Source organism: Streptomyces sp. NPDC021356 (assembly GCF_040641015.1).
Classification (GTDB): domain Bacteria; phylum Actinomycetota; class Actinomycetes; order Streptomycetales; family Streptomycetaceae; genus Streptomyces.
This window is the reverse complement of record NZ_JBFACU010000004.1, coordinates 292,999-311,160: the sequence shown is the minus strand read 5'-3', so window position 1 is coordinate 311,160 and position 18,162 is coordinate 292,999. Positions and strand designations below refer to the sequence as shown.

At 68.3% G+C, this 18,162-nt stretch carries 19 protein-coding genes and 2 pseudogenes; 11 read left to right on the top strand and 10 right to left on the bottom strand.

What is annotated here, in order from left to right:
* Window positions 1-190 precede the first annotated feature (190 nt).
* Window positions 191-353, top strand: a pseudogene (locus tag AB0G56_RS07310) (SAM-dependent methyltransferase); the annotation flags it as partial.
* Between the two features lie 729 nt (window positions 354-1,082).
* Here the strand turns inward: AB0G56_RS07310 and AB0G56_RS07305 are convergent.
* Entirely contained in the window at window positions 1,083-2,873 is a 1,791-nt protein-coding gene (locus AB0G56_RS07305) for a reverse transcriptase domain-containing protein (protein WP_360964965.1), read from the bottom strand.
* A gap of 411 nt (window positions 2,874-3,284) precedes the next feature.
* On the opposite strand from AB0G56_RS07305, the gene AB0G56_RS07300 reads away from it, so the two are divergent.
* The 5 genes from AB0G56_RS07300 to AB0G56_RS07280 all read left to right on the top strand — a co-directional run bounded on the left by AB0G56_RS07300 (window position 3,285) and on the right by AB0G56_RS07280 (window position 5,711).
* A complete protein-coding gene (locus AB0G56_RS07300) occupies window positions 3,285-3,587 on the top strand; it encodes a DUF317 domain-containing protein (RefSeq protein WP_360964962.1) in 303 nt (100 codons plus the stop codon).
* A 102-nt stretch (window positions 3,588-3,689) separates the two neighbouring features.
* A complete protein-coding gene (locus tag AB0G56_RS07295) occupies window positions 3,690-3,980 on the top strand; it encodes a hypothetical protein (RefSeq protein ID WP_061915897.1) in 291 nt (96 codons plus the stop codon).
* Window positions 3,981-3,996: 16 nt separating this feature from the next.
* A complete protein-coding gene (locus AB0G56_RS07290) occupies window positions 3,997-4,818 on the top strand; it encodes a DUF317 domain-containing protein (protein WP_006143135.1) in 822 nt (273 codons plus the stop codon).
* A 262-nt stretch (window positions 4,819-5,080) separates the two neighbouring features.
* The gene (locus AB0G56_RS07285) at window positions 5,081-5,236 is read left to right on the top strand and encodes a hypothetical protein (protein ID WP_199880944.1); all 156 of its coding nucleotides are present in this window, start codon (window positions 5,081-5,083) and stop codon (window positions 5,234-5,236) included.
* A gap of 7 nt (window positions 5,237-5,243) precedes the next feature.
* Window positions 5,244-5,711 (top strand): NUDIX domain-containing protein, encoded by a 468-nt coding sequence (locus tag AB0G56_RS07280; protein WP_334540763.1) that lies wholly within the window; start codon window positions 5,244-5,246, stop codon window positions 5,709-5,711.
* Window positions 5,712-5,721: 10 nt separating this feature from the next.
* Here the strand turns inward: AB0G56_RS07280 and AB0G56_RS07275 are convergent, their stop codons facing one another.
* On the bottom strand, window positions 5,722-6,333 hold the full coding sequence (locus AB0G56_RS07275) for an HD domain-containing protein (RefSeq protein WP_360964958.1): 612 nt from the start codon (window positions 6,331-6,333) through the stop codon (window positions 5,722-5,724).
* Between the two features lie 376 nt (window positions 6,334-6,709).
* Here AB0G56_RS07275 and serS point away from each other — a divergent pair, with 376 nt between their 5' ends.
* Window positions 6,710-7,996, top strand: a complete 1,287-nt coding sequence (gene serS / locus AB0G56_RS07270) for a serine--tRNA ligase (RefSeq protein WP_360964956.1) — start codon at window positions 6,710-6,712, stop codon at window positions 7,994-7,996.
* 44 nt (window positions 7,997-8,040) lie between these two features.
* On the opposite strand, the gene AB0G56_RS07265 is transcribed toward serS, so the two are convergent.
* On the bottom strand, window positions 8,041-9,024 hold the full coding sequence (locus AB0G56_RS07265; RefSeq protein WP_360964953.1) for a hypothetical protein: 984 nt from the start codon (window positions 9,022-9,024) through the stop codon (window positions 8,041-8,043).
* Between the two features lie 521 nt (window positions 9,025-9,545).
* On the opposite strand from AB0G56_RS07265, the gene aspS reads away from it, so the two are divergent.
* The 4 genes from aspS (at window position 9,546) to AB0G56_RS07245 (ending at window position 13,051) form a co-directional block, all read left to right on the top strand.
* A complete protein-coding gene (aspS, locus tag AB0G56_RS07260) occupies window positions 9,546-10,868 on the top strand; it encodes an aspartate--tRNA(Asn) ligase (protein WP_360964950.1) in 1,323 nt (440 codons plus the stop codon).
* Window positions 10,869-10,996: 128 nt separating this feature from the next.
* Window positions 10,997-11,566, top strand: a complete 570-nt coding sequence (locus tag AB0G56_RS07255) for an amino acid transporter (protein WP_360965228.1) — start codon at window positions 10,997-10,999, stop codon at window positions 11,564-11,566.
* A gap of 248 nt (window positions 11,567-11,814) precedes the next feature.
* Window positions 11,815-12,216, top strand: coding sequence for a hypothetical protein (locus AB0G56_RS07250; protein ID WP_360964947.1), 402 nt, complete (start codon window positions 11,815-11,817; stop codon window positions 12,214-12,216).
* The gene (locus AB0G56_RS07245; RefSeq protein WP_360964945.1) at window positions 12,197-13,051 is read left to right on the top strand and encodes a hypothetical protein; all 855 of its coding nucleotides are present in this window, start codon (window positions 12,197-12,199) and stop codon (window positions 13,049-13,051) included. The genes AB0G56_RS07250 and AB0G56_RS07245 overlap by 20 nt, the downstream gene beginning before the upstream one ends.
* A gap of 21 nt (window positions 13,052-13,072) precedes the next feature.
* Here AB0G56_RS07245 and AB0G56_RS07240 read toward each other — a convergent pair whose 3' ends face one another.
* The 7 genes and pseudogenes from AB0G56_RS07240 to AB0G56_RS07210 all read right to left on the bottom strand — a co-directional run.
* Window positions 13,073-13,423: a helix-turn-helix domain-containing protein gene (locus AB0G56_RS07240; protein WP_360964942.1), complete on the bottom strand. Its 351-nt coding sequence runs from the start codon at window positions 13,421-13,423 to the stop codon at window positions 13,073-13,075.
* 153 nt (window positions 13,424-13,576) lie between these two features.
* Entirely contained in the window at window positions 13,577-14,275 is a 699-nt protein-coding gene (locus tag AB0G56_RS07235; protein ID WP_334540778.1) for a hypothetical protein, read from the bottom strand.
* Between the two features lie 82 nt (window positions 14,276-14,357).
* The gene (locus AB0G56_RS07230; protein WP_360964939.1) at window positions 14,358-14,813 is read right to left on the bottom strand and encodes a hypothetical protein; all 456 of its coding nucleotides are present in this window, start codon (window positions 14,811-14,813) and stop codon (window positions 14,358-14,360) included.
* Window positions 14,814-14,896: 83 nt separating this feature from the next.
* Window positions 14,897-16,618, bottom strand: a complete 1,722-nt coding sequence (locus tag AB0G56_RS07225; RefSeq protein WP_360964936.1) for a relaxase/mobilization nuclease domain-containing protein — start codon at window positions 16,616-16,618, stop codon at window positions 14,897-14,899.
* Between the two features lie 59 nt (window positions 16,619-16,677).
* Window positions 16,678-17,196 (bottom strand): plasmid mobilization relaxosome protein MobC, encoded by a 519-nt coding sequence (mobC, locus tag AB0G56_RS07220; protein ID WP_234377038.1) that lies wholly within the window; start codon window positions 17,194-17,196, stop codon window positions 16,678-16,680.
* Between the two features lie 435 nt (window positions 17,197-17,631).
* Complete coding sequence (locus AB0G56_RS07215) at window positions 17,632-17,823, bottom strand: hypothetical protein (protein WP_073946777.1); 192 nt, start codon at window positions 17,821-17,823, stop codon at window positions 17,632-17,634.
* A pseudogene (locus tag AB0G56_RS07210) lies at window positions 17,820-18,162 on the bottom strand (hypothetical protein); the annotation flags it as partial. The pseudogene AB0G56_RS07210 and the gene AB0G56_RS07215, both read right to left, overlap by 4 nt.

Genomic DNA, 18,162 nt, shown 5'->3' with positions numbered 1-18,162 from the left:
GGGGTCTGCTAACTCGCGGTCTTGAGGATCAGCTGACGCACTACGTCGCCCGCCGGAATACTCCGGTGCTGAGCTCCCCATGCCTCGCGGGCGGTTGAGGGTGTCGCCGCGGCGACGTCTGGGGTCGCGCAGTTCCCCCCAGGCGAAGCCGAAGCCCCGCGTCGCCAACCCAGACGCCTTGACAGCGAAATCGGAAATCGCCTCCCTGCTAGACGGTTTGGAACGACCCCGGGATCGCCCCCGCTTCCCTGTGGCGTCCCGACGAGACCGACATCGCGTGGGATATGGGCGAAAGACGAGGTCTCACGGTCTGGGAACACCTCATCGCCACCGGACTGGCCCGGAAAACCTAAACCTGATCCCGGATGGCGATCGCCGGACGGTTGCGCCTCTGGCCGCCAGATCGCCGGGGTGGCGAAGCACCTCGGCATCGACGCCGTCAATTGAGCGGATTGACGTCCTGCCCGACCGCTCCGCCCCGACTCTGGCCGCGTGGCTGCGCGAGTTTCCCGGGGCCGAGTACGTCTGCCACGACGGTGGGATTGACGTCGCGACGGGCTGGCCCTTCGCGCCTGGCGAAGCCAAGGACTCCTCGCCGTCCTGTGCCGGGTGGCGAGAGGGCAGACGCCTTGACAAGGAAGCCAGTCGCCCCAGATCAGAGCGACGACGTCGACTAACTTCAGTGTCGAAGGACAGCAGTTCGCCGGGGGCAGACAGGAAAGATCGCGGAAGGACTGGCCAACGTGCGCGAGAGCATGTCAACGTAGACGACCTTGCAAGAAACCCCAGGTCAGAGAGGTGATTACCCGTGACCGTGGCTCCCGCCGGCCCTGGATTCTCCACCACCGTCGAAGCCCTGCGGCTGCGCGAGTGGCAGCTGGGTCCTGGCCAGCCCACGCTCGTCATGGACCAGTTCTCCGCGGAGGACTTCAACCTCATCGTGGACGACCGTGCGGACGTACACGTCAGCTCCAAGGACGGTGAAGTAGGCCGCCGACGAGGTGCCCGTGGCGCGGGTCCTTTTCCGACGGCCCCTTCCCGAACGGTGCGGGCCAGTTTCCCGGCACACCGCTCTCCAGTGGTCATTTCCGGGTTGAGGCTGTGGCACGGCCCGCGTGGATGTCCTGATGGCAGGGCAGACAGACCACGAGGGTCTTGCGCCGCCGTTTCGCCATCAGGCGTACCCATGCGGACCGAGGTGGCCGACCTGGCCGGTTGAGGTCGGCGAGCTTGCGGACGTGGTGGACCTGTAGTCCGGTCCGCGTTCCGCAGAGCTCGCACTCTCCGGCCAGAAGCCGGTGCAGCAGCTCGTTGCGGCCTGCCCGGCTCTCCGGCGGTGCATGGTCGACCAGTTGAGCGGTGCGCTGGCGCTTGAGCGGTATGCCTCCGAAGCGCGCGATCAGTGGTTCTCTCCCGCCGTCTCTGTGGACCTTGACCTCGAAGCATGTCCTGGGCCCGTGGGGAGTGTCGATGGTCGTCTTGAGCTTGTGAGCCATCGCCCCAACGGAGGACTTGTGCTTGTTCGCCAGGGTCGCGAGCAGCGAGTACCCCATCACCCAACACAGCCGGTTGAACCGGAATACGTCCTGAGCGAGGAGGTAGTAGTGAACCAGCCCCCGGTACTCCGCCTGGTACTGAGACACGATCGAGTAGTCGCTGTCGTGAATCAGTACGCCACGGTGCACCGGCTTCCCGCGCTTCATGTACAGCGCGCAGCGCTGCCGGATCACCTGCCGAGGCACGAAGAGGCCGATGGTTCCGTTCACGCCCCGGAGACCGCCGGTGATCCTCGTGTCGGCGTACTGGGTCTTGATGTCGTAGCCGAGGAAGCACGCCGGCTGGCTGGCGGCGTGCGTGATCAAAGTCTTGGACTCCGACAGCTCCAGTTTGAGGTCATCGCGCAGGAACTCCCGGACGCGGGCCTTGATTTCCTCCGCTTCGCGTTTGGGCCCAGCGAACCCGAGCAGCCAGTCGTCGGCGTACCTGACGTACCGCAACCGCCGGTAATCCGGATCGAACGGGTCTCCGACCGGCAGACGGCGCTTCTGCTTGCGCAGTTGCCGTACCGCTTCACGGTCGCCGCGCTTGCGGGCCCGGTTCATCCGGTTATGGACGCTTACGTACGCAGGGTTGCTCCGGCGCTGCTTGCCCCGGTTGTAGTCCGGCATCAGGCGCTGTTCAACGAACTGGTCGAGCCGGTCCAGGTAGATGTTGGACAGAATCGGCGAGGCGACGCCACCCTGCGGCGCACCGCTGAGCGTCGCCTTCCACCGCCAGTCCTCCAGGTACCCGGCTTTGAGCATCCGGTCGATCAGGCGCAGGAACCTGCCATCGTGGATCTTCTCCGCGAGGGTCTCGACCAGAATCGCGTGGTCGAGGGACCCGAAGCAGTCGGAGATGTCACCCTCGATGAACCAGTGGGTCCCCTGCCAGTTGTCCGCTATCTCACGCAGGGCGGTGTGGCAGCCCCGACGCGGGCGGAATCCGTGGGACCGGTCAGAGAACTGGACGTCGTAGTACGCCTCAAGGAGCAGGCGCACCACTTCAGCGACCAGCTTGTCCGACCAGGTCGGCAGGCCCAGCGGGCGCTTCTTCTTCGATCCCTTCTTCTCGATGTAGACCCGCCTTACTGGCGCCCATCGGTACGACTCGCGGCGTAACGCCCCGATGATCGTGCCGATCTTGGCCAGCGACATGCCGTCCGCGGTCTCCCCGTTCACCCCCGGAGTCATCGCACCCGCGTTGGAGCGGATGCGCCCGTAGGCAAGGAGGAACAACTCGTGATTGAACAGCTGCCGGTACAGCTTCTCAAGCGGCAGGCCGCGCCTGCCGCGTTCCCGGATGACGCCCAGCACCGTTTCGGCGCTCTGCATTTCGCATACCTCCCTTCGCTGAGCGTCCAGAACACCTGTGCCCCTTCGCCCTGCGACCGGCTTTCCCGGTCTCCCTGGCAGGTCGTTACTCCTGCGACTACTACGGGCACTCCGTCACCTTGGGGCTCGCGCCCGGTAGGTGATCCCGTGGTACGTCTTCGTTGTACGTATCGAGCGCGAGGTAGGCCGCCCACTCATCCCCTTGGCCGCCCTCACTGGGCGGCGGTCCACGACCCAGAGGGTGCCCCGACCATCGACCGTAGCCAGAGCAGGGTGTGGCACCGGTTTCAAGCGTCCTTCCGGCGGGTCAGTAGTTTTACCACCTGGGGATTGGGCTTCAGGCAATCCAGCTTTGGCCATGTCGCGCGGGTCCCACGGCACCCCGTCCAGGACGCTTCCGGACGACCACCGTTGATCTGGCATGCTTCTGTCCCCTCGCGCTTTCGCGTCCAGGTAAGCCAGGAGACCCAAGAACCTCCCTCCTGTTCCTCCCGACTGCGTCGGGGATACAACGAAGCGCCTCACGGCGCACGCCGGTTCTACCTCGGCTGGTTCCCGCTCGGTCGTCCCGGCACCGACGGCGAGGGATGGAAGATCGCCGTCACCGGCACGGCCAACGTACGCGGCTACCAGCTGTCGTTCGACACCGAGACGCCGGCCGACATCGTCGCTGCCGCCGTGGCGCGCGTGCTGGAAACCTCACGTCGCGTATGACAGTGCCCCACGCGTAGTCCTCGCTGGGAGGGTGGCCGACTGACTGCCAGGCCGCCGGCTGATTCCACCGCTCACCGTTTTCCTCACCCAAGGAGGCCGTTCATGACGTCCACGGAGATGACCGTCGGCGATCTCATCGACCTGCTGTCTGGTTGCGACCGCAGTGCTCCCGTCCGCCAGGCCATGAACCCGTTCTTTCCGATGGCACACCGCTTGGCGCAAGTCGTGCAGTCCGTGGACGAGACCGGCCAAACCGTCGTCTACCTCGCCGAAGGCCGAGACGAGGGCTCACAGCTCGGCCATCTGCCGCCCGAGGTCGCCGTCGCTCTGACCTGGCAGGGCGACACGCAGGCACCGCCGCGCCGCCCCCGCCGCCGTGCCGGCGGCAACTAGACCCGCACCGAGCCCTTTGGAGGCGCCCCTGTACCCCGAATTCCCGCCCAACCCGTCCACTCCACGCGGCGGCCAGCTCGCGTTCTGGGTCGGCCCCCGGCACCTGGCCGGTGACGATGGGCGCCTCTACGACACCGTCGCCGACACGCTCGCCGGCCTGGGCTGGACGAGCCTGACGATCGTCCGTGGACGGCACGAGCCGGACGAAGCACCCGAGGACCGCCAGGTCCTGCGCAGCACCGTCCTGCACATCAGCCCCGACGCGCGCTGCTGGGCGCAGTGGAGCCTGGCGGACGAGCCGTTCCACCTGGGCGACTTGCCGATCGCCTGGCAGATCTCCGCCCGTGCGGACACGAACAACCCGCTCGCCCAGTGGTCGGCCTACTTCACCCCCGACGTCCCCGGCGAGGCCGTGACCGACTTCCTCGTCGCGCTCGACGCCCGCGACCAGCCCGCCCTGCCGCTCGCTGGCCCCGAGCTGGTCCTCGACACCGTCGCCGCACACGGCTGGCTCCGCGACATCGACCAGCCCCAGGCGGCAGCGACGGACCCGACGTTCACCTCGCACATCAGCCTTGGCGAGGTGCCGCCGCTCATCCAGGACGCCGACCCGCGCACCCTGGTCGCCGAGGCCGACGCTGCGGGACCGGCCGGATGGCAGGCATGGGCCGAGCCCGCGCTGGGCACGCAGTGCCTGTGGGCGGCGTCCTTCGCAGCCAGCGTCCCGCACGACCTGGTCGCCGCGTTCGCCGCCTCGCTCAGCTCGACCGCACCGGTCCTGCGCCGGGTGCTGCCGGCGAGCACGCGGGACCGGCTCCTGCGCGCCCCGGCTGGCTGAACGCCGGTGTCCGTCCTTCATTCGACGCATGAAGCCCGGCCTCCCCGATTTCGGGAAGGGCGGGCTTCATGCTGCTGTGTTTGCCGGTGCGCTGAGGGGTTCGGACCGTGACGGCAGTATGTGACGACAGCGGCGACAGAACCCGTAATCCCCACCAGCAGTGCCATCTTGCCTGCCCAGACGATGCGTTCCACGATCTCGCCCCGATTGTCAGACCGGAGTGCCATCGTTCGTCCATGTTCACCCTTACGACGACCACCTCATGGTCAACCCGCACATCTGGGGCCAGCCGGCCAGCGCCAACCCGCTACTCCAGCTCCGCAACATAGACGGCGGGGAGTGGTTCCAGCGGTACGGCGACAGCTTCGAGGCCGTGTGGGCATCCGCGCGCCCCTGGGCGCCCGACAGACAGGAGTAGCACTGCCGTGGGCAGGACCGAGTACTACCACGACCCCAAGGCCCCCAAGGCCAACACCCTTATCCCCGCCAGCAACCTGCTCGTGGTCAACGACGAAGGCGCCATCCTTCTCCAGCGACGCCGCGACACCGGCCAGTGGGCCCTGCCCGGAGGAGCCCAGGACATCGGCGAGAGCCCGGCGCAGTGCGCCGTCCGCGAGTGCGAGGAGGAGACCGGCATCGTCGCGGCGGTCACCGGCTTCCTCGGCGTCTACTCCAACCCGGAGCACATCATCGAGTACACCGACGGCGAGATCCGGCAGCAGTACGAGGCCGTGTACATCGGCCGCCCCGTAGGGGGCAAGCCCACCGTCAATGAGGAGGCCGACGGCGTGCGCTGGGTTCACCCGGACGACCTGGACAAGCTCGACATCCACCCGAGCATGCACGAGCAGATCGGCCACTACCTGACCGGGGCTTACCCCTACCTCGGCTGACCGCTCGGACTTACAGCTCCACGCCGGCCTCGACCGCTGCCGCCCGCACCCGATCCACACTCGCGTGGATGTGCGGGGCGGCCCGGCGGATGAAACGCCCGACCACGCTGTCCTCGCCGTAGCGGCCCAAGATCTCCTGCAGCCGCTCATGGGGCGTCGTCCGTCGGCCGTCCGGCGTCGTGGTCATGTCGCAGTAGACCAGCGCGTCCACGAGGAGCGGATCATCCAGGAGGGGGAACTCGTCGGCCAGCTCAGTCCGGAGGCCACGCTCCGCGGCTTCGAGCAGCGCATACGAGTGGTTCGCGACCAGGCGGACAACCCGTCCCTCCGCCCCGTGCACGTCCCGGAGGTACCGTGCTCCGTCCAGCGGATGGAATCCCGTAGAGACGAGCGGGGGCGCGTAGCCGATGTCATGCAGCACCGCAGCCGCTTCCAGCACCTCGGCGCTGTTACCGGCCAGCGGCGCCAGCGTCTGGGCGCAAGCGGCAACGCCCTGCGAGTGTGCCCACCTGCGCGGGAGGCTGCTACTCAGCAGCTCACCAGCCAGTTCGTACGCCCAGTCAACCTTGGTCGTTGCCACCTGGGGAGGATATGGCAGCGACGGCGAGGACGTCTTGGACATCCTGGCCGTGCGCAAAGGGGAAGCCTGGACGCTGCGGGAGCCGCCGAAGCGTTTCTCGATTGCGGACCCGATCGCGGCGTACGTATCCTTCCGGGCAACGCGTTGACGGAGACGAGTAGCCAGGGATCACGCGTGCCGAGAGAGCTGCTGGCAGCTGGGAAGGCAGCCTCGCGCCCCAGGTGAATCCCCTCCCGAGTGCGGGGAGGAACGGCCTCAGGGAAGGTCCAATGCCCCGCCGGTTGACCCCCGTGACCGGGTCGTGAATGAGGCCACCATCTGCTGGTGGCGAAGGCGCGGTGGCACCGCGAGTTGCCCCTTCTCGCCCGCGCTCCCAAGGGATCACGTCATGATGACTGATCGAACGGAGCACGGCAGGATGATCGATGTCACCCTGATTCGCCAGAACCCAGTCCGTGTCCAGCAGGCGCTAGCCAAGCGGGCGGTCCACGTCGACCTCGACGAGTTTCTTCGACTGGACGACGACTACCGACAGGTGCGGGCTGAGATGGAACGCCTCCGTGGGGAGCGCAAGAGGATCTCGGGCGAGATCGCGAAACGGCAGCGGGTTGGCGAGGGCGTGGCAAGTCTGCACGGTGAAGCATCGGCCGTGGGCGAGCAGCTGACCGCCGTCGGGGCGCGGCTCATCGAACTGGAGCAGGCGCGTCAGGTCTTCCTTGATCCGCTGCCGAACCTACCCGACGCGGACGTGCTGGCCGGGGGCAAGGAGAACAACGAGGTCATTCGTGAAGCCGGCCAGCGTCCGGAGTTCGGTTTCACGCCCAGGGACCATGTGGAGCTCGCTCGAACTCTGGGCTTGGTCGACTATGAGCGGGGCACGAAGCTCGGCGGCAGCGGCTTCTGGCTCTACCGGGGCGACGGCGCGCTCCTGGAGTGGGCGCTGCTGAACCACTTCCTGGAGGCACATGTGCGGGACGGCTATGAGTTCGTGTTGCCACCGCACATCCTGACCTTCGCGGCCGGGTACACCGCGGGCCAGTTCCCCAAGTTTGCGGACGAGGTCTTCGCCTTGGAGCAGGGGGAGCACGGTCCGGAGCGGTTCCTGCTACCGACCGCGGAGACAGCGTTGGTCAATCTGCACCGGGACGAGACGCTGCCCGAGACGGAGCTGCCTCGGAAGTACGTCGCGTACACGCCGTGCTACCGCAAGGAGGCCGGCGGCTACCGCACGGCTGAACGGGGGACCCTGCGCGGTCACCAGTTCAACAAGGTCGAGCTGTTCCAGTTCACCCACCCGGACGCCTCGGACGTCGCACACCAGGAGCTTCTCGGCAGAGCGGAGGACTTGGTAAAGGGACTGGGCCTGCACTATCGGATCACGCGACTCGCGGCCGGGGACACCAGCGCAGCGATGGCCAAGACGTACGACGTCGAGGTGTGGCTGCCGAGCATCGAGGCGTACGTCGAGGTCAGCTCGGTGTCGAATGCCCGCGACTACCAGGCGAGGCGTGGCAACATCCGCTACCGGCCGCAACAGGGGAAGTCGATGTTCGTCCACACGCTGAACGGCTCAGGTCTGGCCACGAGCAGGCTTGTGCCCGCGCTGCTGGAGCAGCACCAGCGGGCCGACGGCACGGTGGAGGTACCCGACGTGTTGCGCAAGTGGATCCCGAGCGGTGTCCTGACAGCACCGCCCTCGGCCTGAGCTGAGCGGGCTGTCTGTCGAACACTGAACGGGTGGGCTCCAGGTCAGAATGCCCAACCACGCCGGTTAGCCAGCCATCGCAGTGTGACCTCTCCACACCACGTCTGGTGCTGGCGAAGATGCGGTGACCAGTCTGCTGCGGGCTGTCCGCCGGAGGTGAGGAAGAAACCGGAGAGAGCGGCGAGCGCCGCATCGAGTTGTTCGTCGGCGACTCCGCGGGCGGTGGGGTGCTGGGTGAACAGGGCGGTGGCGTCGTGCCCGTCGGCGTAGGCGGTGGCCAGGAGCAGGACGAGGTCGAACCAGCTCGCCCCCAGGCAGGGCCAGTTCCAGTCGCAGATCCACGCGGCGCCGTACGCATCGATCAGCACGTTGTCCTGTCGTAGGTCGTGGTGGAGGACGGCATTGCCTGCGACGGCCTCCCGCCATCCGCTTTCCAGGCTGGCCAGCACGTCCAGTAGGTCGAGTGGTACCCAGGAAGGCAGGGCGTTCGTGGGCGTGGCGCCTCGGGCGAGGTTGCGCCAGTCGGCGAAGTCACCGCCGTCACCCACCGGCTTGAGGCCCACATGCTGGAGTGCTGTGGGTGGGGTGGAGAGTGCCTCTGCTGTGATCGTGTATGCGTCGAGAGTGGCCGTTAGCTCATCAGGCTTCCACGGTGTGGTGGGCATGCGGCCACCGGGGACAGCGTCGATGCCGAGAACGACCCATCCGTCGTGCTCCTCAATCCACTGCAGGCGTGGCGCCGGAATCTCTGCCGGGAGCGCCTGGTTGATCAACGCTTCCCTGCGGTAGGAGTCGGCCACCACGCTGTTGTCGAGGCTCTTGACCGCCTTGACGAACAGAGGTCCGAAGGCCCCGCGGAGTACAGCGGCGAAGCCGCTGGTAAATCCGCTCCCTGCGCTGCGCCCGGCCTGTACTGAGCCTCCGAGGCGTCGGGTGATGAGATGGCGAACGTCTTGTGGGAGGTCCTTCCAGTCTGGGCGTACCGCTGTGGCGTTGTACTGAAGGCGCGAGGTGATGATGTCGGGCATTCCGTCAGGATGGGGGAGCTGTGTTTCCCGGCGCCACGAAATTGTCACGCGGATCCGTGTCCGTCCATTCGCTGACTGAGCCTCGTAGGCTGCGCCCCGGGTAGCGTCCTCATCAGTGCGACTACACCTCCTCCTTCCTGGCGCCGTTGATCGTCGGGTGGCCGCACCTGCTTCCGAACCTGCCCACTGGCACGATCACGATCTACGCAGAAATCTCGCTGTCGTCTCGAGGCCCTGGCTCGCTATCCTCCGTCACAACGCGATGACGGAGACGAGTAGCCCGGGATCACGCGAGCCGAGAGAGCTGCTGGCAGCTGGGAAGGCAGCCTCGCGCCCCGGGGCGAAGACCCTCCTGAGTGCGGGGAGGAAAGGCCATGTGGTCCAATGCCCCGCCGGCTGGCCCCGTTACCGGCCACGAATGAGGCCGCCACTGTCGAGTGGTGGTGAAGGCGTGGTGGAACCGCGAGTACCCTTGTCGTCCGCGCCCCCAAGGGATCACCATGACGCCCGGGAGGGCTGCGATGATCCATACGACCGATCGTGTACTGGTATCTGACCTGCGCGAGCACTTGGGTCGAACCGTTTCCGTGTCGGGCTGGGCGCACACTCTGCGCCTGCTGAGTAAGGTCCAGTTCGTCGTCGTACGCGACCACACGGGCATGGTGCAGGTCACCCACCGGCGCGGCGGCGCAGGCGACGACATCGAGGCCGCCCTGCAGCAGCTCACGCCGGAGTCCGCGGTGCGGATCACCGGCCGCGTCGTCGAGAACCCGATCGTGAAGCTCCACAGCCTGGAGATCATCCCGGAGCGGGTCGAGGTCCTGAACCGGGCCGCGACACCGCTGCCCATCGACGAGCACACCAGCCTGGAGCACCGCCTGGACTGGCGGTTCTTGGACGTACGCCGCCGTCCCGCCGCTCAGCTGATGTTCGCAGTGCAGACCACCCTGGAGCAGGGGATGCGCGAGTACGCCTATGCCCAGGGCGCCACGGAAATGCACACCCCCAAGCTCATGGGCACCGCCTCGGAGTCTGGCGCCGAGGTCTTCGAACTGGGCTACTTCGATCGCAGCGCCTATCTCGCCCAGTCGCCGCAGTTCTACAAGCAGATGGCGATCTCGGCCGGAATCGAGAAGGTCTTCGAGATCGGCCCCGTCTTCCGTGCAGAGCCGTCGTTCACCTCCCGGCACGCCACCGAGTTCACCGGCGTCGACGTCGAGCTGGCCTGGATTTACGGCGTCGAGGACGTTATGGCGTTCGAGGAGCAGATGCTCGCCCACGCCATCACCAAGGTCGCGGGTGCACACGGCGATGCGGTCCGGGAGCAGTTCGGCGTGGAGATCACCGTCCCCACGACGCCCTTCCCCCGCATCACCATGGCCAAGGCGCACGACATCCTGCGCAAGGGCGGATGGGACGCGGAAGGAACCAAGGAGGACCTGGACCCGGAGGGCGAGCGGAGCATCAGCGCCCACATCCAGCAGGCCACCGGCCACGAGTTCGTGTTCATCACCCACTACCCCGTGGGCATCCGGCCCTTCTACCACATGAGGCCGGCCGACGACCCGAGCGTGACCCTGAGCTTCGACCTGCTCTGGAAGGGGCTGGAGATCACCACCGGCGCCCAGCGCGAGCACCGCTACGACGTGCTGCTGAAGCAAGCCGCCGAGAAGGGCATGAGTCCGGAGCCGATGCAGGACTACCTGAACGCGTTCCGGTACGGGTGCCCACCGCACGGCGGGCTGGGCATGGGCCTTGGACGCGTGCTCATGGTCTTGCTCGGACTGGAGTCGATCCGCGAGGCCACCTTCCTCTTCCGCGGACCGAACCGGCTCACCCCATAGCTGGCCTCTGTGTATGGCTGGCCTACGTCGGATTTCCCTTCCGGGGCCTCGTTCACTGAGAGCATGGACAGGTGAGTATTGAGGGAGTGGGGCGCTGGGTGCCGGCTCGTCCCGAAGATCTAGCTGTCATGTTCGCTGCGGCCGACTTCCCGTGGTGGATCGCTGGCGGGTACGCGATCGAACTCGCCGTCGGCCGTGAGCTACGCCCGCACGGCGATCTCGATGTCCTCGTCCTCCGACGGGACCAAGCTCGCGTGCGCGATCTCTTGACCGACTGGGACCTGTACGTGGCGGACCCACCTGGCTTGGGGCGGCTGCGGCCGTGGCGTTCTGGGGAGACTCTTCAGCCGCCCCTCCACGACATCTGGTGCCGACGCACGCCTGAGGCGCCCTGGTCCGTGCAGCTCATGCTGGACGAGGCGGAGGGCACCCATTGGGTCTCCCGGCGTACCCCACGGATCCGGCTTCCGATCGAGCGGTTGGGACGAAGAAGCGGGACTGGTATCCCCTACCTGGCGCCCGAGGTGCAGCTCTACTACAAGACGAAGGCGACACGGGAGAAGGATGAGACAGACTTCGAAGCGGTACTGCCGCTGCTCGGCGAACCTCAACGCATTTGGTTGGCGAACGCCATCGCAGTAACCGTGCCGGACCACCCATGGCGGCAGCGTCTTACGCCACCGGACGCACACAAATGAGACGTCGGCCGCCGAGCGCGGTCCGCGGGAGACACGAAGGTGGCACGAGAGTTATACAAACTGAAGCTCTGGCACTCCATGAGTGAACACTTGGTCGACGAGGCCATGGCGAAGCCACGCTAACCAACCGCAGGCAGATCAGCGGGAAGCCTTCACGGCGCTGGAGGAGTTCGCCCATGCGGGCAGGAGGTGGGTACGGCGTCGCCACTTGGTCAAGCCTAACCTCCGGAGCGTTCAGTGTCGCCGAGTTGCTCGCGCTCGCACGCCAGGCGGCTGGTTCCGCCGAGCATCACTTTACGGGCTTGCAGATGCCCGTCAGCCTGATCATGGATGCCCCGATCACACAGGCCCTGAACGGCGGCGGACCACTGGTACAGGCGAAGGACGCCGGGCTGATCACGTTCGGCTCCGCGCCCCTGCACGGGGGCGAACTCCTCGACGCCATGACACCCGAACTGGTGAACCTCATCCGCCCCGGCCTGTCGGCCGCAGCCGCTGCCCTGCTGACCGCTGGCTCGTGCCCCGGCCTCGATGTCGTCCTCACCTCCGCGAGCACCCGCGAGCACTGGGACGATATGGCCAAGGCTCTGGCTGCGCCGCTGACGGCCCAGGAACTCAGGAGGGTGACGGATGAACTCGCCGGTGAATGAGGAGGTACGAGCCCTGATGGAGGCAGCCCACGACCGGGCGGCCAAGGCACTGGGCCTCAGCTGCACGGGTCCCCTGGCGTGGGGCTTCCTCGGTGTCACCCTCGGACGCCGAGCGGAGGACCGGTGGCTACGGGTGAGCCGGACGGCGAAGAGGAACGCGGGCAGGAAGCCGGGGGAGGGCATCGTCGGGGCTTCCCAGCTCCTACCCGAAGGCGTCCCGCGCCCCCGCCTGCACGGGGTGCACGACTGGACTGACGGCGAGTGGGCCTTCGAGGCCGAAGTCCTGGACTACCTCACGCAACCTGTGGTGTCCCCGGACAGAGCCGACATCGACCACGATCCGGCGCTGCCTGACGAATGGTGGGCGGACCTTCGCCAAGCCCTTGCCCTGCTCGCTGAAGCGGAGGGTGTGAAGACGACTGTCCGGGACGGATGGATCGAACGAGCCTTCCCCCAGTTCCTCGGCATCCCGGCCCCCGCCAACGTGGAGCGGGTGACCGGTCACGGTGACCTGCACTGGGGCAACCTCACCGCCGAGCCCCTGTGCCTGCTGGACTGGGAGCGGTGGGGCCTGGTGCCCTTCGGCTATGACGCGGGGCTTCTCCACGCCAACAGCCTGCTTGTACCCGACGTAGCCGCCCGCATCCGCAAAGAGTTCGCCGCCATCCTCGACACCCCAGCCGGTCGAATCGGGGAACTCGCGGCCCTGGCCGAGATGCTGCAAGCCGTGGCCCGTGGCTGGTACCCCGACCTTGCGCCCCACCTTCTCGCCCGAGCGGAGGCACTCACGGGAGTGCGCCCGCCCGTTCCGGTGCACTCCGAGGTGAGCGCCTGACTGCGCCCCTGCGCGCCTCTCTCAGGCCCTCTCTGCCAGGTGGCGGTAGAGGGTGGCGCGGTGGACTCCCAGCGCCTTGGCAATGCTGGTGACGCTCTCGCCCTTGTCGCGTCGCGCACGGGCTATGTCCAGCTTGCCGTCCCCACCCGGCCGCGGGGCATCACCGGAGGACCCAGCGTTGTCGGACCGGAGACTGTCGTACCGGCTGTGGACGGCCGTGAGCTCCTCGGTCGATCGCACGTCGCTGTGGACGTACACCTGCGGGCCTTCGCTGCGGATGCCGGCGTGTTGGGCCTGCAGTACGAGGAGCTGCGAGCTGTGTACGAGGAGGCCGCCGCCGCCCTCGGACACGAACCGGGCGGGATGGAGCACGCGGTATGGCGGTTCAAGTCGAGGGCCGTCTGACCCGCCACGCCAGGCGGGCTGCTGCTCGGCGACACCCAGCACGCTCACCCAGATGCTCTGAAGCCTCGTATCGACACGGCGCCCTCGACAGCGGTGGTCGAGGGCGCCGTTGCGGGCGCGTCAGCGGGTTGCTGTCGCCTTGGCGAGGGCCTTGTCGAGATGCTGGTCGACCAGGGCTGGGGCGCCGGAGACGATGAGCAGCAGGCTTCCCTCACGTATCGCGGTCTGCTTGACGACGCTGTCCTGCCCACCGGAGGTGAAGATCATCAGCTGGCTCCACTGCTGGTCGCCGAGCCGGGGCGCGGTCGTCTTCTGTGAGGTGACGTTGATGGCGGTGCTACCGGAGACGACTTGGTACGTCGGGCAGCCGGTCATGGCGTCGAAGATCCGATCGATGCCGGCGGACAGTTTCGTGGAGGTGTCGCTGTACAGCTCCTCGGAGACCTCCGAACCGGCGCTGCCGCCGGTGTAGGTGAAGGACACCTTCGCCTTGTTGGGGAAGTCGAGGGAGCCGCTGGCCGCCGCGTCGCCGCCCAGCTTCTCCAGGGCGGGGCAGCCGGTGACGGTGACGTCGTCGTGGCTGGAGGTGTCCTCCGGCTTGCGGGTGTAGTCGGACCCGAGGTCGCTCTCGTCGAGCAGGCGGGGCTGAAGCGCGGCCGACGACAGCGGGGCGTCGCTCTGCTTGGTGGTGGCCGGGTGGTCTGCGGGGGCGGAGGACGGGGAGGTGGACTTCGCCTGGCTGGTGCCGGCGGAGCAGGCGGGCAGGGTGAGGGCGGCGGCGGTGAGGCCGAGGGCGGTGATGGTGAGGCGAACGCGCATGGGTGAACTGACCCCTGTGGTGCTCGGTGACGGTTGGACAGTGCGGGCCCGTGAGCCCGAGAAGGGGCCGAAGGAGTGGAGGTCAGCGGTGGCCGAGGTGCCGCAGGCAGTCCTCGAACGTGGCGTGGATGGCATCTCCCGGGCCGGAGTGCCGGTTGAACCACGCGGTGTCGAGACGGGTCTCGTGCTGCTCGTGGCCGGCCTGGCAGCGCAGCCAGACCTGGTTGTGGGTGGAGAGGATGAGCCACTCGCGGTAGGCGCCGCACTCGGCGCAGGCGACGACCTCGCCGTCCAGGACGACCGGCCACGGCCAGGGCATCACCCGGCCGTCGAGCTGGTCGTGGCTGGGGACGCGCAGCTCCGGCGGGAGGAAGTCGTCCACAACCGGCGCCGGCTCCGCGAGCTGATGCTCCTCCTGCATCTGCAGGACCGGCGGCACCTGGTCGGCCATCCGCAGCCACGCCTCGCACGCTTGGCGCTGCACCTCACTGAACTCTTCCTCAACCGCGCGGCGGCGTCGTCGTATCCGGTGAAACACCCGGTGTCCTCCCTCGTCTCGTCCTGCACGCGTCATGATCGTGCGCGAAGTCCGCTGACCTGTTCAATTCACAAAGTCCACAGTCACGACCGGCCACGCCCAGGCCGGGCCTGTCCGGGGATGTGCTGCCCGGCGCGCTGTGCCGAGCGCTGTGCGGCGTGAGCGTCGGGCACCATGCCGGTGGTATCCGCAGGCAGGTCCGCTGCCCGGCGCAGCCGCCACACCAGGACGTCGCTGACGGACTCCGCCGTGTCCAGCTCCCGCCGACCCGCGGCGTCGGCGAGCAGGGCGGCCGGGTCATGGCCGGCGGCTTCGGCGTCGGCGAGGGTGGCGGCGAGCGCGTACCAGCCGGGCTCGGCGAGGATCTGCTCGGCCAACTCCGGCAGCGCTGTGCGCAGCACCGTCGTCTGCCGCTGCCGCAGCGCCCGGCCCAGGCGCCGGCCTCGCTGGTAGAGGGCACCGAGGGGTTGGGCGGCGGCGGCCTGGTAGGCGGCGCGCAGATGTTCGGCGGCCTGGCGGGCGGCGGCGGCCTGCTGGGCGTGGTTCTTCTTCGCGTGCCAGTGGGCGGCGGCGGTGATGAGGAAGAACAGCATGTCGATCGCCATCGCGGTGGTCGCGCCGTCCTCGCCGCGGCCCAACGCCGGACCGCTATAGACGAGGTCACGGGCGGCCTGCCGCAGCGCTCGGTCGTGGCCACGCTCGGCGCGGACGTGGGAGCGGGAGGCCCGCTCGAACGCGAAGGCGGCGTCACGCAGTTCGCGCCTGGTGCGGGCCGCGGAGGTCTTCGCGAGCGCGTCCAGGACCTCGCCGGCAGCGGCAATGTACGCGGCGGCGATGGCGTCGTCGCCGTGCTCGATGACGAGCACCGCGTTCCACGCGGCCGAGGCCGTGCGTCGGCGGGCGGCGGCCGGGTCGCTCGGCGCCGCAGGGGCGGGCACGTCTGCCGCTGTGGCGTCCTGGTCGCGAGTGTCGGCGGACCAGCGCTCCCGGATACGGGGCAGGGACAGATCGGGGGCCAGGCGGGCGCCGGGGTAGAAGACCGGTTCGCCGTCCTTGTTGCGGTCGTCGGGCAGGGCGACCTTGTAGCCGAGCAGGTCGCCGGAGGGGGCGACGCGCTTACGGATGATCAGGCCGGCGGCGGCCAGCCGGTCGAAGAACTCGGTCTCGCTGCTGGCGCCGGCCACCGCGCGGCGCACGGTTTCGCGCAGTTCCTCCCGCGCGGTGCGCTCGCGGCCCTGACGTTCGGCTTTGTGGCGCTCGGCGCTGGTGGGGCGTTGGGCCGCGGTGCCGTCGCCCTTGTTGAGCCGGCGCAAGCCCAGCTCCGCTTCCAAGGCGCGGGCCTGGGCCTGGGCGCGAGCGGCGTCGTGGTCGAGGTCGGGCTTGTAGCCGTCCTCACGGGCGAGCGTGGCGACGATGTGAATGTGGTCGTCGGCATGCCGGACGGCCACCCACCGGCAGCCCGCGCCCTGTTCGGGGTAGTCGATACCGGTGGCGGCGACCATCCGGCGGGCCACCTCGCCCCACTCCTCGTCGGTCAGGATCCGGTCCTCGGCACTGTTGCGGACGGACAGATGCCACACGTGCTTCTTCGGCCGGTCAGCCTGGTCGATGTTCTCGACGGGTTGGTCCAGGAGCTGCTGGAGCTGCTTGAGGGTGGCAGACGGGTCGCGGCCGGGGTCGGGAGCGTTGTGGTCCCACGAGGCGACCAGGTGCGGGTCGATGTGCTCCTCGTGCTTCCCGGGCCCGTAGAGGTAGTAGAGGAGACCGATGGTGCGCTGCCCGCGCTTTTGTATCCGGGGGATCATGCTGCTGTCCGAGGTCGTCGCTGGGAGTGGCGGGATGCGGGGCGGTAAGGGGAGCCAGCTCAGCGCTGCTCCAGCAGTCGGTCTGTGGCTGCCTGTACGCGGGTCACGGCGCGCTGGACCGCCGCGACGACCGCGTCGATTTCCGCTGGCTGGCCGCCGGAGTTGATGGCCCGGGCTATCTGGTTGAGGTTGTTGCCGACTTGTCCGAGGTGCCGGCGTGCGGCGAACAGCTCGGCGATCAGCTCGCGGTGGCCGGCGATGGCGGCGGCGGTGCTGTCGAGGTCGTGAGCGGCGGCGAGCCCGCTGCGGGCGAGGAAGCCTGGCAGGCTCGTACGGGTCGCGGTGGCGGCAGCGCAGAGCAGGGTCTTCTCGTCGCCGTTCAGGCGGACGCTGCAGACGTAATCACGCTTGTGCGAGGGCGGCTTGGGCGAGCGCTTGCGCGAGGTCTTCTTCGCGGCGCGCGGCTTGTGCAGTGAAGGCGTCTCCTCCGGCTGCGATCCGCCCTCGGTCGCTGTCTCACGGACCAGCACCCCCCGGTGCTGGTCCGCTCTCGCCACCCCCGGGGCGGGCTTGGCCAAGGCGCGCTTCCCCGACGGGGAAGAGTGTCTTGGCCGATAACTTGCTCGCCCCGAGACCGAGTTGGAGTTGGGAGCAGGTTCCGGGGCGGTGCCGGTCTGGGTGGGGTTCGTCATCAGGATTCGGGCCTCGTGGAGCGGGTGTGCTGTTGGATGCTCGCGGCCAGCGCGAGGACGTCGGCCGGTCCCGTAAGGACACGGACGGATCCTTATGAGTGGCCCTGGATGAGCCACTGGCCGGTAGGCGCGAGGACGGCGGCGTGCAGGAGTCTCCGGCGGACCAGGACGTCCGCCCAGGCGCTGGCCTCGACGACCGTGGCCTCGGATGAGCGAACAGGACGCGGAATCAAGGCGTGTCTCCTCAAGCGGGGCGGGTGGCCCGGCACGGAGTCGGGCCACCCTTTGCGATTAGGGGGCCTTGAGCGGGGTTTTGCCGGTTCAGCCGCACTCGGGGCAGCGACCGACGTGGCTGTTGAGCGCGCGGGCCATCCGCTGCTTCGTCGAGGCAGCCTGCTTCGCGCTGGACTTCGCCGCCGGCCTGCCCTCGTGCCGCTTTGAGTGGGCGAGCATGAAGCCGATCTCCCGCTCGTACTCCGCACGGACGGCGTCGAACTGGTGGCAGGTCTTCATCGGGCGGAGCTCCTTGTCGTCGTGGTGGCGTCACTCCGCAGTTCCTGGAGGACGAGGCTCAGCCGGTCGTTCCGGCCGCCCTTCAGGCCCTCACGGCGGAGAATCTCCCGCAGCTGGACCCGGGTGACGGACTCGTTGCCGTCCCGTTCGAGCAGGGCAGAGACGTGCGGACGGACCTGCTGGACGAGCTGGTCTACCGACTGCTCGAGCTCCCGCGGCGCGCGCTGCGTCTGCGGGCTGCGGGACCGGGCGCGCTTCCCCTTGGTCTTAGTCCGGGGCTTCGTGGCCGTCTTGCTCCGCAGAGGCACCGTGTGTCCCCGGTCCCCGGTGGGCTCGGTC